The 15,552-nt window shown below is 59.2% G+C and carries 14 protein-coding genes; 8 read left to right on the top strand and 6 right to left on the bottom strand.

The features are described 5' to 3' along the window. The first annotated feature begins 2 nt into the window (after window positions 1-2). Together ACWKWM_RS25815 and ACWKWM_RS25810 are read left to right on the top strand one after the other, a co-directional pair. Window positions 3-2,195 (top strand): xanthine dehydrogenase family protein molybdopterin-binding subunit, encoded by a 2,193-nt coding sequence (locus tag ACWKWM_RS25815; protein ID WP_483848823.1) that lies wholly within the window; start codon window positions 3-5, stop codon window positions 2,193-2,195. An 11-nt stretch (window positions 2,196-2,206) separates the two neighbouring features. After that, on the top strand, window positions 2,207-3,421 hold the full coding sequence (locus ACWKWM_RS25810) for a c-type cytochrome (RefSeq protein WP_483848822.1): 1,215 nt from the start codon (window positions 2,207-2,209) through the stop codon (window positions 3,419-3,421). Between the two features lie 309 nt (window positions 3,422-3,730). On the opposite strand, the gene ACWKWM_RS25805 is transcribed toward ACWKWM_RS25810, so the two are convergent. After that, window positions 3,731-4,678, bottom strand: a complete 948-nt coding sequence (locus ACWKWM_RS25805; RefSeq protein WP_483848821.1) for a LysR family transcriptional regulator — start codon at window positions 4,676-4,678, stop codon at window positions 3,731-3,733. A gap of 302 nt (window positions 4,679-4,980) precedes the next feature. Here ACWKWM_RS25805 and ACWKWM_RS25800 point away from each other — a divergent pair, with 302 nt between their 5' ends. From ACWKWM_RS25800 to mmsB, 3 genes are all read left to right on the top strand, one after another. After that, a complete protein-coding gene (locus ACWKWM_RS25800) occupies window positions 4,981-6,309 on the top strand; it encodes an MFS transporter (protein ID WP_483848820.1) in 1,329 nt (442 codons plus the stop codon). A gap of 55 nt (window positions 6,310-6,364) precedes the next feature. Next, window positions 6,365-7,891 (top strand): CoA-acylating methylmalonate-semialdehyde dehydrogenase, encoded by a 1,527-nt coding sequence (locus ACWKWM_RS25795; RefSeq protein WP_483848819.1) that lies wholly within the window; start codon window positions 6,365-6,367, stop codon window positions 7,889-7,891. 201 nt (window positions 7,892-8,092) lie between these two features. After that, window positions 8,093-8,980: a 3-hydroxyisobutyrate dehydrogenase gene (gene mmsB, locus ACWKWM_RS25790; RefSeq protein WP_483848818.1), complete on the top strand. Its 888-nt coding sequence runs from the start codon at window positions 8,093-8,095 to the stop codon at window positions 8,978-8,980. A 138-nt stretch (window positions 8,981-9,118) separates the two neighbouring features. On the opposite strand, the gene ACWKWM_RS25785 is transcribed toward mmsB, so the two are convergent. The 3 genes from ACWKWM_RS25785 to ACWKWM_RS25775 form a co-directional block, all read right to left on the bottom strand. After that, the gene (locus ACWKWM_RS25785) at window positions 9,119-9,661 is read right to left on the bottom strand and encodes an MOSC domain-containing protein (RefSeq protein ID WP_483848817.1); all 543 of its coding nucleotides are present in this window, start codon (window positions 9,659-9,661) and stop codon (window positions 9,119-9,121) included. A 249-nt stretch (window positions 9,662-9,910) separates the two neighbouring features. Then, the gene (locus ACWKWM_RS25780) at window positions 9,911-10,255 is read right to left on the bottom strand and encodes a cupin domain-containing protein (RefSeq protein WP_268797906.1); all 345 of its coding nucleotides are present in this window, start codon (window positions 10,253-10,255) and stop codon (window positions 9,911-9,913) included. Window positions 10,256-10,315: 60 nt separating this feature from the next. Continuing rightward, window positions 10,316-11,239: a LysR family transcriptional regulator gene (locus ACWKWM_RS25775; RefSeq protein WP_483848816.1), complete on the bottom strand. Its 924-nt coding sequence runs from the start codon at window positions 11,237-11,239 to the stop codon at window positions 10,316-10,318. Window positions 11,240-11,466: 227 nt separating this feature from the next. Here ACWKWM_RS25775 and ACWKWM_RS25770 point away from each other — a divergent pair, with 227 nt between their 5' ends. After that, window positions 11,467-12,231 carry a sulfite exporter TauE/SafE family protein gene (locus tag ACWKWM_RS25770; RefSeq protein ID WP_483848815.1) on the top strand — a complete coding sequence of 255 codons (765 nt, stop codon included), beginning with the start codon at window positions 11,467-11,469 and terminating at the stop codon, window positions 12,229-12,231. A gap of 41 nt (window positions 12,232-12,272) precedes the next feature. Here the strand turns inward: ACWKWM_RS25770 and ACWKWM_RS25765 are convergent, their stop codons facing one another. Then, complete coding sequence (locus ACWKWM_RS25765) at window positions 12,273-12,917, bottom strand: glutathione S-transferase (protein WP_483848814.1); 645 nt, start codon at window positions 12,915-12,917, stop codon at window positions 12,273-12,275. 95 nt (window positions 12,918-13,012) lie between these two features. Between ACWKWM_RS25765 and ACWKWM_RS25760 the strand changes: the two genes are divergently transcribed. Further along, window positions 13,013-13,582 (top strand): TetR/AcrR family transcriptional regulator, encoded by a 570-nt coding sequence (locus tag ACWKWM_RS25760; RefSeq protein WP_483848813.1) that lies wholly within the window; start codon window positions 13,013-13,015, stop codon window positions 13,580-13,582. A gap of 82 nt (window positions 13,583-13,664) precedes the next feature. Beyond that, on the top strand, window positions 13,665-14,561 hold the full coding sequence (locus tag ACWKWM_RS25755; protein ID WP_483848812.1) for a LysR substrate-binding domain-containing protein: 897 nt from the start codon (window positions 13,665-13,667) through the stop codon (window positions 14,559-14,561). A gap of 93 nt (window positions 14,562-14,654) precedes the next feature. Here ACWKWM_RS25755 and ACWKWM_RS25750 read toward each other — a convergent pair whose 3' ends face one another. Further along, entirely contained in the window at window positions 14,655-15,533 is an 879-nt protein-coding gene (locus tag ACWKWM_RS25750; RefSeq protein WP_483848811.1) for a LysR family transcriptional regulator, read from the bottom strand. Between the last annotated feature and the right edge of the window lie 19 nt (window positions 15,534-15,552).

The raw sequence follows: 15,552 nt of genomic DNA, 5'->3' as shown, positions 1-15,552 counted from the left end.
CCATGACTCTTAACAATCGATCGACCGTGTCAGTCTCTCGGCGCGGGTTGCTCAAGGGCGGCGCGCTGTCTTTGGGCGGATTGCTGATCAGCGCCTGGTTACCGCCGTTGGTGACGCGCAGTTTCGCCGCTGAAGCGGTGAGCGCGGCGCGCTTGGGTGACGCTGCGTCCCCTGGCTTTGGCGCTTTCGTACGTGTCGGCCGCGACGGCCGCGTGACGGTGATTTCCCCGAAAATCGAAATGGGCCAGGGCGTGCAGACCGGCATCGCGATGATGGTGGCCGAAGAGCTGGAAGTGCCGCTGAGTCAGGTAACGATCGAAGAAGCGCCGCCTAACGCTGACCTCTATACCGATAACTTGCTGCAGTTTCAGGCCACCGGCGGTTCGTCCTCAACGCGCTACACCTGGGAACCGTTGCGTCGTGCCGGCGCCAGCGCCCGTGTCTTGCTGACTCAAGCCGCGGCCCTGCGCTGGAAGGTAGCGCCGAGCCAGTGCCACGCCGAAAACGGCCAGATCCTGGGCCCCAACGGTCAAAAAGCCGCTTATGGCGACCTGGTCGAGGCGGCCTCCGCGCTGCCGATCCCCAAGGACGTTCCGCTCAAGCTCATCGCTGACTTCAAACTGCTGGGCACGTCGGCACAACGGCTCGACACGCCTAACAAGGTCAACGGCTCGGCAGTGTTCACGATCGATCTGAAAATCCCGGACATGCTGATCGCCTCTTCGTTGACCTGCCCGGTGGTGGGCGGCACGTTGCGCAGTGTCAAGGACGAGGCCGCACGCAAAGTGCCCGGCGTTCGTGATGTGGTTCGGCTGGATAACGCCGTTGCGGTGACTGCCACCAATTTCTGGTCCTGCCAACAGGCGCTCAAAGCGCTTGAGATCGAATGGGATCTGGGTCCGCACGCTGGCATCGACTCAGCGCAGCTGGATCAGGCCCTGCTCGATGCCAGTTCCAAAGATGGCGTGTTCGCCAAGCAGGCTGGCGACATCGCCGGCGCACTGAAAAACGCTCCGAGCCATTTCGAAGCGGTCTACCAACAACCGTTTTTGTCTCATTCGCCGCTGGAGCCGATGACTTGTGTGGCTCACGTGCGCCCGGACATGTGCGAGCTGTGGGTAGGTTGCCAGGCGCCAGGTTTTGCGCAGATGGGCGCCGCGAAAATCAGCGGCATGCCGGTGGAAAAAGTAGTGATCCACAACCAGCTCATCGGCGGTGGATTTGGCCGTCGTCTGGAGTCTGACTTTATCTTTCAGGCCGTGGACATTGCTCGCCAGCTCAGCTACCCGATCAAGCTGATCTGGAGCCGCGAAGAGGACATGACCCACGACAAATACCGTCCGCATTACGTCGACCGGATCAATGCCGCGCTGGACAAGGACTTGCGTCCGGTTGGCTGGGAGCACCGCATTGCCGGGGCATCCGTGGTGGCGGCGTACCTCGGCAAGTTGCCTGAGAACGGTGTGGATGGCGATGCTGTTGAAGTCGCGATTGATCCGATCTATGCGCTGGACAGCTTGCAGGTGCGGTACATCCGTCAGGACCCGGACGCGATCCCGGTTTCGTGGTGGCGCGGTGTCGGCCCGCTGCGCAGCACCTACGCAATCGAGTCTTTCATCGATGAGCTGGCGCACAACGCCAAAGCCGACCCGGTGGAATATCGCCTGAGCCTGATGCAAGCGCAGCCCCGCGCACGCGCCGTGTTGCAGAAGGCCGCCGACCTGGCTGACTGGAAAACACCATTACCCAAGGGCCAAGGGCGCGGTGTGGCCGTCAGTGCGGTGTTCGGCAGTTTTGTCGCCACTGTCGTTGAGCTGGAAATGCAGGGTGAAAAGGGCTTTCGCATCAAACGGCTGATTACCGTGGTCGATTGCGGCTTCGCCAATAACCCCACTTCCGTTGCCTCGCAGATGGAAGGCGGCACGCTGTTCGGGCTGTCGGCGGCGCTGTTCAATGAAATCCTCGTGGAAAAGGGTCAGGTGGTGCAGAACAACTTCCACGCGTATCGGCAGATCCGCATGAGTGATGCGCCGCCGGTTCAGGTTCATCTGATGCCGAGCGTTGAAAGCCCGGGCGGTGTGGGCGAAACGGGGGCGGTGCCTGCCGCTGCGGCTTTGGTCAACGCGTTATACGCCGCGACCAATGTGCGTGAGCGCCGGTTGCCACTGAGCCGTTTTGGCTATTTCACTGTTTGAGGAGCGCAGTCATGAAAACGTTTAACTATGCGCTCGCTGTCGTGAGTGCAGCTTTTGCTTTATCGGCCCAAGCTGCCGACCCCGAGTTGATCACCAAGGGCGAATACCTGACACGTGCGGCCGATTGCGTGGCGTGTCACCTGGCGCCGGGTGGTAAACCCTACGCCGGTGGCCTGTCGTTCAAGCTGCCGTTTGGCACGATCTACTCGCCCAACATCACGCCCGATAAAGAAACCGGGATCGGTAACTGGACCGATGACGATTTTGTCAGCGCGCTGCAAAAAGGCGTCGGCAAGGACGGCAAGCACTACTATCCAGCCTTCCCGTATACGTCCTACACGGCGATGTCCCGCGAAGACATTCTGGCGATCAAGGCGTACCTGTTCAGCCTGGAGCCGATCAACCAGAAACCGCCTGAGAATGACCTGTCGTTCCCGTTCAACCAGCGTTGGGGCATGTTCTTCTGGAACGCGATTTTCGCGTCCAATGAGCGCTTCGTGCCGGACAGCAAGCAGTCACCGGAATGGAACCGCGGGGCGTATCTGGTGCAGGGGCCTGGGCACTGTGGCGAATGCCACACCCCGCGCAATATTTTTCAGGCCATGAGCAAGGGCAACTCGCTGGCCGGTGGCGAGCTAGGTAACTGGCGCGCTTACAACATCAGCTCCGACACCCAGTACGGGATTGGCGCCTGGCCGGTGGAATCGCTGGTCAGCTACCTCGGCCAGGGTTATGCGCCAGGTTACGGTGGAGCGGGTGGTCCGATGGCCGACGCTGTTGAGCACAGCTTGCGTTATCTGGACCCTGCGGACCTGAAGGCGATTGCGGTTTACCTCAAATCGACCCCTGCTCGCAGCGAAGGCATTGCTCGCCCGGCTGCGAAGATCAACGACCAAGCGAACAGTCCGCTGGGCCACAAGCTCTTCGCTGATGCTTGTGCGTCCTGCCATCGCGCGGACGGTACTGGCAATCAGTCGCCGGCTGCGATGTTGATGGGGCTCAAGACGGTGAATGACCCGGCGGGGACCAACCTGATCGCCACATTGCTGGAAGGGCACACGGCCTCCGCTGTGCGCGTCGACCAGCGCATGCCGAACTTTGCCCGCGCCTACAACGACACCGAACTGGCTGCGGTCAGCACGTTCGTACTGCGTCGGTTTGGGCAGAGCAATGGTGAGGTCAAGCCGGCGGATGTGGCGAAGAATCGGGAGAACGCGTTGCACTAACTGATGGCGCGGATTCTCGTCATCTTGTGGGAGCGGACTCGTTCGCGAAGGCGATGCATCAGGCGCAGCACATGCGTCGGATGTACAGACCTCTTCGCGGACAGGTCCGCTCCCACGGGTTTTTGGAGCCGATAAGATTTGCCTAACGCCCCCTTGTTGGAGCGAGGCTTGCCCGCGAAGCTGATCACGCGGTTGGCCTGACAGACCGCAATCGCTGCTTCACGATCGAGCCTCGCCAAGCGGGTTTCGCCTTATCTGTAGGCGCGAACTTGTTCGCGAGGCGTCAGGTCAGGCAACGCATACAGCTGATTAATCCAAAAATCCCATTACCTTCGTCTCCCCTAACAAAAACGCCTTGTTCTGCTCGGTGCTCTCGCGGATGTAATCCCACAGCAACGTAATCCGTTTGAGCTTGCGCAAATCTTCCCGGCAATACATCCAGAAGTGCCGAGTGATGTTCACTTCTGCCTCCAGCACCGGCAATAGCCTTGAATCCTGCGCCGCCAGAAAACACGGCAAAATCGCCAGCGCTCGTCCCTGTAATGCCGCCACGTACTGCGCGATCACACTGGTGCTGCGCAGTGTTGCGTGGGCGCCGGGCAGCAGGTTGCTCAGGTATAAAAGCTCCGAACTGAATGCCAGGTCATCGACGTAACTGACGAAGGGATGACCGGCCAGATCCTCGACCCGTTTGATCGGCGGGTGGCTGTCGAGGTAATCCTGAGTCGCATACAGCCGCAAGCTGTAGTCGCACAATTTGCAGCACACGTATGGGCCGTGCTCGGGGCGCTCCAGGGCGATGACGATGTCTGCCTCGCGTTTTGACAGGCTGATGAAGTGCGGTAACGGCAGGATGTCCACCGAGATCGCCGGATAGGCATCGGTGAAGTGGCTCAGTTGCGGGGTGATGAAGAAGCTGCCGAAACCTTCTGTGCAGCCCATCCGCACATGACCGGACAGTGCGACGCCGGAGCCGGAAACCTGTTCGCAGGCAATGTGCAGTGTGCTTTCGATGGACTCGGCAGACCCCAGCAAACGCTGCCCTTCGGCCGTCAGGATAAAGCCGTTGTTGCGCGACTTTTCGAACAGCAATGTACCCAGTGAGGTTTCCAGCGAATTGATCCGGCGCGACACGGTGGTGTAGTCGACAGCAAGGCGTTTGGCGGCGGTGCTGGCCTTGCGGGTGCGGGCGACTTCGAGGAAAAACTTCAAATCGTCCCAGTTCAACGTGCTCAGGGACGTGATGTTTTTTTGCATGTTGGACCTGCTTTTATGTGCGTTCTTATTAGAAGTTTGCACATCTATACTCCAATGCACGGCATGGAGCCAATGGCTCGCTGTAGGAGCGAACTTGTTCGCGATGCGTCAGTAATCCCTCGCAACAGATTTGCTGTAGGAGCTGCCGAAGTCTGCGATTGCGGTGGGTCATGAGAAATCGCATCGCAGCCTTCGGCAGCTCCTACACAGTGCAAGCCTTTGAATCGTGATATCGCCTAAGAAAACCCGCATCACCCCACATGCCATAACACCCTGCACAACAATAATAAGCGGAGGAGTTTATGAAGAACGCGATAACCGCAGGCCCCGGCGTGCTCGACGCCAGCCCTGCAAAGAAAGCCAAATCCTACCGGCTCGCTGGCGCTGCGAGCATGGCGGGCACCACCATCGAGTGGTACGACTTTTTCCTCTACGGCACCGCCGCCGCCCTGATCTTCAACAAAATATTTTTCCCCGCGCTCGATCCGATCATCGGTGTACTCGCAGCGTTCGCAACCTACGCCGTTGGCTTTCTCGGACGGCCGTTGGGCGGAATCGTCTTTGGCCACTTCGGCGACAGAATCGGTCGTAAATCGATGCTGCTGTTCACGCTGATGTTGATGGGGATTCCAACGATCATCATCGGCCTGATCCCCACCTACGAGCAGATCGGTTACTGGGCCGCTGTGATTCTGGTCGCGATGCGTTTCCTGCAAGGCATGGCGGTCGGCGGCGAGTGGGGCGGGGCGGTGTTGATGGCTGTGGAACACGCCCCCGAAGGCAAAAAAGGCTTTTATGGCAGCCTGCCACAAACCGGCGTCGGTGCAGGTCTGGTCCTGGCGTCTTTGGCGATGGGGATGGTGGCGAAACTGCCGGAAGCGGACATGCTCAGCTGGGGCTGGCGCCTGCCGTTTCTCGCCAGCATCGTCCTGCTGGGCGTCGGTTGGATCATCCGCCTGAAAGTCCCGGAGTCGCCCGATTTCGAAAAGCTCAAGCAAGACAACATCGCCGTCAAAGTGCCTTTGTTCCGCGTATTCCGGGACCACCCACGGGAAACCCTGACGATCATCGGCGCGCGCACGGCCGAGAACGCCTGGTTCTATATGTCGGTGACCTTCGCCTTGGCGTACGCGGCCAATCAGCTGCAAATCCCCCGTGGCGACATCCTGAACGCCATCACCGCAGGCGCCGCGCTGTCGCTGATCACCATGCCGCTGTGTGGGGCGATTTCCGATTGGGTCGGTCAGAAACGTCTGTATTTCGCCGGGCTTTTGCTGCTCTGCGCGTTCATCTATCCCTTCTTCGCCATGCTCGGCACACGCGAACCTCAATTGGTCTGGTGGGCGATGGTGCTGGCGGTTGGCGTGGTTTTCCCGATTCTGTACGCGCCGGAATCCCTGCTGTTCGCCCGGCAATTCCCTGCGGAAATTCGCTACAGCGGCATCTCGGTGTCAGTGCAACTGGCCGGTGTGCTGGGCGGCGGATTCGCACCCATGATTGCGACGCAGTTGCTGGCGGTCGGTGGCGGCAGCCCGCACTACGTGATCGTTTATCTGCTGGGCATGGCGCTGATTGCATTGGTCTGTACGGCGCTGATGAAGCGCGACCCGCCACGTTTCAAACCGTCTTGAGATTTCGCTTTGCAGGCAGTCGTTACGACCGCCACCTTGAATGGAGATAGCTGAAATGAACGCCTCACTGAATAAAAACAACACTACCGTGGCTCGCGTAAAACTGCTGATCAACGGCCAATGGGTCGACTCGCAAACCAGCGAATGGCTTGACGTCATCAACCCTGCCACCCAGCAAGTGCTGGCGCAGGTGCCGTTTGCCACCACCGCTGAAGTGGACGCCGCCGTTGCCGCTGCACAAGAGGCGTTCAAGACCTGGCGCCACACTCCCATCGGCGCACGCATGCGCATCATGCTCAAGCTGCAAGCCTTGATCCGCGAGCACTCAAAACGCATCGCCGTGGTGCTTAGCGCCGAACAAGGCAAGACGATTGCCGATGCCGAGGGCGACATCTTTCGTGGGCTGGAAGTGGTCGAGCACGCGTGCTCCATCGGCACGTTGCAGATGGGAGAGTTTGCGGAAAACGTCGCGGGCGGCGTCGATACCTACACGCTGCGTCAGCCAATCGGTGTCTGCGCGGGGATCACGCCCTTCAACTTTCCGGCCATGATCCCGCTGTGGATGTTCCCGATGGCCATTGCCTGCGGCAACACCTTCGTCCTCAAACCGTCCGAACAGGACCCGATGTCGACCATGCTGCTGGTTGAGTTGGCGGTGGAGGCGGGCGTTCCGGCCGGCGTGTTGAACGTGGTCCACGGCGGCAAAGACGTGGTGGATGCGATCTGCACGCACAAGGACATCAAGGCGGTGTCTTTCGTCGGTTCGACGGCAGTTGGCACCCACGTTTACGACTTGGCGGGCAAGCACGGCAAGCGTGTGCAATCGATGATGGGCGCGAAAAATCATGCGGTGGTGCTCCCGGATGCCAATCGCGAGCAGACACTCAACGCGTTGGTCGGCGCAGGTTTTGGCGCGGCCGGTCAGCGTTGCATGGCGACTTCGGCAGTGGTGCTGGTGGGCACAGCGAAACAGTGGATTCCGGATTTGAAAGCGCTGGCGCAGCAGCTGAAAGTCAACGCTGGCAGCGAGGCGGGCACCGATGTCGGGCCAGTGATTTCCAAGCGTGCCAAGCAGCGCATTCTTGACCTGATCGACAGCGGCGTGAAAGAGGGGGCGACCTTGGAACTCGACGGCCGCGACATTATCGTGCCGGGCTACGAGGAAGGCAATTTCGTCGGCCCGACGCTGTTCACGGGTGTGAATACCCACATGCAGATTTACACCCAGGAAATCTTCGGTCCGGTGTTGGTGGTGCTGCAGGTCGACACCCTCGATCAGGCGATTGAGCTGGTCAACGCAAACCCGTTCGGCAACGGCGTCGGCCTGTTCACCCAGAGCGGTGCGGCGGCGCGCAAGTTCCAGAGTGAAATCGATATCGGCCAGGTGGGCATCAACATCCCGATCCCGGTGCCTGTGCCGTTTTTCAGCTTCACCGGCTCGCGCGGTTCGAAGCTGGGCGACCTGGGTCCGTATGGCAAGCAAGTGGTGCAGTTCTACACTCAGACCAAGACCGTCACCAGTCGCTGGTTCGATGACGACAGCGTCAATGATGGGGTGAACACCACCATAAACCTGAAGTAGAGCGCTGCCCGTCATCCTGACGCCGGGTTATCGGGTAGAGCATATCGAACCGTGAGAGCGGACCTGTCCGCGAAGAGGCCAGTTTGCAACGTAACGATTCGTTGCCTGACAAATAGTCTTCGCGCACAAGCCCGCTCCCACAGGGGCGTTTTATCGTTTGCAAACGTACTTCGTATCCAGCCATTCGAAGGGAGAACAACAATGAAAATCGCATTCATCGGCTTGGGCAACATGGGCGCGCCCATGGCTCGAAACCTGATCAAGGCCGGTCACGACCTCAACCTGTTCGATCTTAATCAGCAGGTGCTGGCGGATCTCGCAAGCTTGGGCGGGCGCATCACCGAATCGCCCAAACATGCGGCCCAGGGTGCCGAACTGGTGATTACCATGCTGCCGGCCGCCGCCCACGTACGCAGCGTTTACCTGAATGACGATGGCGTGCTGGCGGGCATCGCTTCTGGTGTGCCAGCGGTGGATTGCAGCACCATTGATCCTCAGACCATTCGAGACATTGCAACGCGGGCCGCCGAGCAAGGCGTGACCTTGGGCGACGCGCCTGTGTCAGGTGGCACTGGCGGCGCACAGGCGGGGACGTTGACCTTCATGGTGGGCGCCAGCACCGAACACTTCACCCGGCTCAAACCGGTACTGGCTCAGATGGGCAAAAACATCGTCCATTGTGGCGATCTGGGCACCGGTCAAATCGCCAAGATGTGCAATAACCTGCTGCTCGGCATCTCCATGATCGGCGTCGCCGAAGCCATGGCTTTGGGCAATAGTCTGGGTATCGACACTGATGTGCTGGCGGGCGTGATCAACAGCTCGACGGGCCGTTGCTGGAGTTCGGAAATCTATAACCCCTGGCCCGGCGTCGTCGAAACAGCGCCTGCGTCGCGAGGTTATACCGGAGGTTTTGGCGCCGATTTGATGCTCAAGGATTTGGGGCTTGCGACCGAGGCGGCGAAAGTCGCGAAGCAACCGGTCATCCTCGGCGCTGTCGCGCAGCAGCTGTATCAGGCCATGAGCCTGCGGGGTGACGGCGGCAAGGATTTCTCGGCGATTGTTGAGGCGTACCTGAAGCAATCGTGATGTTGCGCGGCCACGGTATTCCTGTGGGAGCGGACCTGTCCGCGAAAGCGTCGGTACATCCGACATAGATGCGTTGGATTCACCGACCTCTTCGCGGACAGGTCCGCTCCCACAGGTTGGGAAATTCCCCTTCCTCAGTCAAACCCGCTCCAGCTTTTTATGGGGCAGTGCCGGGAGCTTCACGATCAGCTGGTCACCCTGACGCACCACACCGCCTTTGATCACCACGCCCATGACGCCGGTCTTGCGAATCACCTCGCCGTCGGGTTTGCGCTCGACTACCGCCGATAGCAGCCCTTTTTGCAGCCCGTCTATTTGCGAACACGGATTGCGAAGACCGGTCAGGCGCACCACGGCGCAATCACCCAATTGCAGCTCGGTATCGACAGGCAGCGCCAACAGGTCGACGCCGCGTGTGGTGACGTTTTCGCCGAGCATTGAGGCTTCAACCGAAAAGCCTTGCTCGCGCAGTTCATCAAACAATTCGTCATGGATCAAGTGGACCTGACGCAGATTGGCGCGGGTCGGGTCCCGGGCGACGTCGGACCGATGCTTTACGGTGACGCCGCAATGCGCATCGCCTTCAACGCCCAGGCCTTCGAGCAGGGTGATTTGCTCTACGGCCTGTTTGCTGAAGGTGTGGCCAGGGCTCAGGCTGACAGCGGTGATGGTGGCATTCATAGCTTCAGGACACCTCAGGATGTAAAAACCGGAAGGCCTGAGACTAGGCGGCATCGCTGGGGCCTGCCAACTTTTTCAAGACGAAAAGCGGGCCGGATTGTGGGAGGTAGCTTGCTCGCGATTGGTTAATCCTGACAATGCTATGTAGCTGACGCACCGCATCGCGAGCAAGCTCCCTCCCACGACCCGGCTGTTTCTCACCAAGCGATGTCCACCGGGGAATCTGGATGAGTGGGGCGGGTTCAGCTATCAGGCAAATACAAAATACTTGCGCACTGTTTCCACCACTTCCCACGTGCCTTTCATGCCCGGCTCGACGACGAAAATGTCACCGGCGCGCAGGTGAATCGGCTCCATGCCGTCCGGGGTGATGATGCAGTATCCCTCGCGAAAATCGCAGTACTCCCACTTCACGTATTCCACGCGCCATTTGCCTGGGGTGCAGATCCAGGTGCCCATGATCTTGCTGCCATCTTCGCTGGTGTAGGCGTTGAGGTTGACGGTGTGCGGTTCGCCTTCGATGCGCTCCCATTTGCAGGCGTCGACGACGGGCAATGGCGTGGTGTCGCGAAGAACGGTGATCGGCTTAGACATGACAGCTCCAGATGAGAGGCAAAGTTTGCGCTTGCACACCTTAGGGCTGACGCTGCGCGCTCAGTTGTCTGGGCTCGACATCGGGATGCCCAGAAACGCGATGTCGGGATTCAATGTGCGCACCAGTGCTTTTACATAAGCAGGCAAAGCACTGAAATCAGCCGAGCAGAGCAACAACTTGCGATCGGCCCATGGGTCGCTGAGGGGCAGACTTTTGAACCGTGCCGAATCCCGAAATCGCTCGATCGCTGCTTGCGGCACGATGCCCAAACCTGCGCCGCGCAAGACCATGCGCATCACGCCGTCATAGCTTTCGGCGCGCACACGGATTTTCAGCCGTCTACCGGCGTGCAGCGCTTGCTCCTCCAAATAGATCGCCATCGCACTGGCAACACCCAGGCCGACGAATTCGTAATCCAGGCTTTGAGCAAAACGCAGGGTGGCTTGATCGGCAAGGGGATGATCAAGGGGCGCGATAAGGGTCAGTGGGTCGGCGCGAAACGGTTGGGTTTGCAGGCCGGTAGCGTCGACGGCGTCGGAAATGATTCCGATGTCTGCCGTCCCGTAGCGTACCGCGTGCAGGATGCGCAGGCTGGGGTGTTCTTCCAGATTGATGTCGATATTGGGATGGCTCACCAGAAACCCGGCCAGCAATTCAGGCAGGTATTCGCTGAGCGCCGAGGTATTGCACAGCAGGCGGATCTGGCCTTTGAAACCCTGCACGTAATCGGTGAGATCGACCTGCATGCGCTCCACCTGTTGCAGGATCAATCGCGCGTGTTGCGCGAGCGCCTTGCCGGCAGAAGTCGGCGTCACCCCACGGCGGCCACGTTCGAGCAGCGGGATGCCCAACGAAGACTCAAGCCCTCGAATCCGTGCGCTCGCGGACGCTAGTGACAGATGACTGTGCGCTGCGCCGGCGGTGATGTTGCCCGCTTCGAGGACATGGAGGAAAAGCTTGAGGTCGATCAGGTCGAAGTGCATTGGCAATATCTCGCGGTAGCGACGTACTTGTAGGAGCTGACGAGCAGCGCGAGGCTGCGATACGTGTAGCGGCCAAAATTGCAGTTGGTCTGGTAGATCGCTTCGCAGCCTCGCGGTGCTCGTCAGCTCCTACAGGAAGTGAGTTTCGCTGTGGTTCTGCCTTGGACTGAGGCTGGCTCAGTATATTGCAGATTTTCAATGAACGAGGTTCCGGGCACGATGGCCCCATGAACACACTCTTCGCGCTGTATGAAAAACTCGGGCTGAGCCTTTCATTACTGGTTCTTGTCACTTTTTTGATGGCCGGCACGGTCAAGGGCATGATCGGCATGGGCTTGCCGACTGTGGCCATGGGCATGCTTGGTCTGGCTATGTTGCCGACGCAGGCTGCTACGTTGTTGATCATTCCATCAACATTTACCAACCTCTGGCAACTGGCAGCGGGAGGGCATTTGCGTGGGTTGATCAAGCGGTTGTGGCCGTTGCTGGCGATGATCGTCGTCGGCACCACGCTATCGTCATTATGGTTGGGCGTGGGCAGTGGCAAATCCATGGGACGGGCATTGGGCGGGGCATTGGTTGTGTATGCGTTATGCGGCCTGTTTCTGCCGACGCTCAAGGTGCCGCCCAAAGCCGAGTATTGGCTGGGGCCGCTGTGTGGGTTCATCACCGGGGTCGTTACTTCGGTGACCGGTGTCTTCGTGATCCCTGCAGTGCCTTACATCCAGGGGCTCGGGCTGGATCGCAATGAACTCGTGCAGGCGTTGGGGATGTCATTTACCGTTTCCACCCTGGCGCTGGGCGCGGGGCTGTTCTGGCAGGGGGCGCTGGGTGGCGGCGAGATGGGGGCTTCGGTGCTTGCGCTGATTCCGGCGCTGCTGGGGATGATGATCGGCCAATGGTTGCGACAGCGAATCAGCGCAGTGCTGTTCAAGCGCGTGTTCTTCGTCGGCATGGCTGCGCTGGGCGTTCACCTGATTATCGCGGGCTGACACTGCGCCGCCCATCGCTGGCGGCGCAGGCCAAGCTACGATCAGGCCGGGTTTTTCACACTCGCACGCTCTTGGACTTTTGCCTGCCAGGCCGTTAGCGCCGTGCATTCTTCCGGGATGGCGATGCTGGCAAAACCTGCGAAAACCAATCCCGCTAGCACTGTGATGTCGGCCATTGAAAAAGCTTCACCGGCTATGTACGGCTGGGTCCGGAGTACTTGGTCAAAGTACTTCATACCATTGACCGCTTTATCACGCTGACGATTGCCCCACTCAACACGCCCCTCCCATTCCGGACTCTTGTGCGGCTGTAGCCCTTCGCCCAGACCGGGTGTGGCGTGGTGGAAATAAATCCCCACCGGATCGGCCAACTCAGACTCAGCACGCTTCTGCATCATGTGGATCAGGGCCTTTTCCTTAGGCGTCTTGCCGGTCAGGATCGGGTTGCCATCCAGGTTATCCAGGTATTCAGTGATCGCCGTGCATTCGGAAATGTAGGTGCCGTCGTCGATCTGCAAAACAGGCACCGTACCTAGCGGATTGATCGCAAGAAATGCGGGTTGCTTGTGTTCGGCTGCAGGCAAATCGATCTTGATGAACTCAATGTCAGCGCCCAAGCCTTTTTCAGCGAGCACAATGCGGATGCGTAACGGGTTGGGGAAACCGGGGATGTCGAAAATTTTCATGTCAGCTCCATAGCTGTCTATCTACTGGTAGGTATACACTGCGCGCAATGCTTTGCTGATGTCAAAGCCTATCTACCGATAGAGAGAATTTTTTCATGACTATCACTGATACCCGAGAAATCATCATGGCGACCGCCCGGAAAATGGTGCAGACCCGTGGCTACAACGGCCTGAGTTTTCGTGAACTGGCCAAGGATGTCGGAATCAAGAGCGCAAGCATTCACTATCACTTCCCCACCAAAGGCGATTTGGGCGCAGCGCTGGCCAAGCGTTACACCGAAGATGGCGTGACTTACCTGAACGGTTTGCGAGCCGAATCGGATGATCTCGGCACCTGGATGAAGGGCTACACCGATATCTTTCGTGCAGCATTGCTTAACAACAATCGCATGTGCCTGTGCGGGATTATGTCTGCGGAGTTCGATGACCTGCCGCAGGAAGTACGGGCAGAAGTCGACGCCTTCACCGACGTCAACGTCCAATGGTTGTCCGGCGTGCTCCAGGCTTGCAGGCCAGAGCTTTCGCCTGAAGAACAAAAACGTCAGGCGATGGCCATTTATGCAGCCGTAGAAGGCGCGCAATTGGTCGCCCGAGGTCGTGGCGACATCTCGGTTTTCGACTTGACGGTTGAGGCTTACAAATCAGCGGGACTGCTGCCGGGCTGAAGCGCCAAGGAGGTAAAAACCCGCGCTGGCTTTTGCAAAAAACGAGGCTAATATCCACCTCAGTTTTGAGCGGAGGACAACAGTGAAAGCCAGATCCGATGAGTTACAGGTGTTCGTGTCGGTGATCGAATGCGGATCGATTTCGGCCGCCGCCGAGCAAGTTGGGCAGACGCCCTCGGCGATCAGCCGAACGTTGTCGCGGCTCGAAGCCAAGCTCGATACCACGCTGATCAACCGCACCACGCGGCGCATGGACCTGACTGAGGAAGGCAAGTTTTTTCTTGAGCGCGCCAAACAGATTCTGGCGCAGATGGAGGAGTTGGAAGAGCGCTTGTCATCGCGCCAGCAAGCGCCTTCGGGGCGTCTGCGAATAAATGCTGCCTCGCCGTTCATGCTGCATTCGATCGTGCCGTATGTGGCTGAATTTCGCGCGCTGTACCCCGGTGTGCAGCTGGAATTGAACAGCAACGACCTGATCATCGACCTGCTGGAACAGAGTACTGATATCGCTATTCGTATTGGCGCCCTGGCGGATTCGACCTTGCATGCGCGCTCCCTTGGCACCAGCCCGCTGAATATCCTGGCCAGCCCCGATTACCTGAAAAAGCATGGCACCCCCAAAACCGTCGAGGCATTGGCCGAGCATTCGTTGCTGGGCTTCACTCAAACTGAAACCCTCAATGACTGGCCGTTGCGCCACACCGAGGGCGACCGTCTTCTCATCCACCCGGCGGTCTCGGCCTCTAGCGGCGAAACCCTGCGCCAACTGGCCTTGGCGGGGGAGGGCATCGTTTGCCTGTCGCACTTCATGACCCACGAAGACATCCGCACCGGGCGCTTGAAAGTCCTGTTGCCCGACGCCAATAGCGGCTATCGCCAACCGATCCACGCCGTGTACTACCGCAACTCGCAACTGGCCTTGAGAATTCAATGCTTTCTGGATTTTATTCAGCAGAAGCTGGCCGGTTATGCCGCGTGAATAACGCGCTTACTGTAGGAGCGAACTTGTTCGCGAGGCGGCCTGGCTGACACACCGCATCTGCCGCCTCGCCAACAAGTTGGCTCCTACAGGTCAAACATTGGACACCGGCTCGAACTCGGCCCGCAACATCGCGACAAACGCCTCGCGCGCGGGGTGGTGCTCGGAGTTTTCGTGCCAGTAAAACAGGTTGTCGATTGACGTCAGTTCCGCAAATTCATAACCGACCCAACCAGCACCTTTGCGGTACTGCTCGTAAACGCCCTTGGGGACCAACGCGACGCCGGCACCCGCACTGACACAGCCGACAATCGTGCCGTAGTTGGCAATGCTGATGATCGGCTGCGTCTGGCCGTTTTGCAGCAGCCAGCGTTCCAGCGCCGCGCGATAGGGACAACCTTCGGGCCACATGAAGATCGACTTGCCCTGCAAATCCGCCGCGCTGTGCAATGGGCCTAACGACTGCGATGCAATTAGCACCAAATCCTCCCGGTACATGCTCGTGCGCTTGAGCCGGGGACGCTTCACATCAATGGCGACAATGGCACCATCGAGCTTGTTGTTCTGCGTGGCATCGAGCAGTTGCATGCCCGTGCCGGTGACCAACTCCAACGACACGTCCGGGTATTTGGCGTGGTATTTGGCCAGCAATCGTGGCAATCGCGCCGTTGCCGAAGACTCAATCGCACCGATGCGCAATGGGCCAGAAGGCGCGGCATCAGGGTGCACCGCGCGCTTGGCTTCATCCGCCAGCGTCAGCATTCTGCCTGCGTAGGTCAGGAAGATTTCTCCCGCCGGGCTGATCTGCAAACCCCGCCCCTGACGGTAGAACAACGCGACGCCCAATTCTGCCTCCAGCGCCTTGATCCGCGCCGTGATATTGGACGGCACGCAATGCAGAACCTCTGCGGCGCGGGCGATGCTGCCGGTGTCGGACACCGTCTTGAACATGCGGATTTGAGCCAGTTCCATAACTCACCAAAAGTGAATG

The sequence above is a fragment of the Pseudomonas rosaeacicularis genome, assembly GCF_057128745.1.
This window is presented reverse-complemented; position numbering and strand designations above follow the sequence as displayed.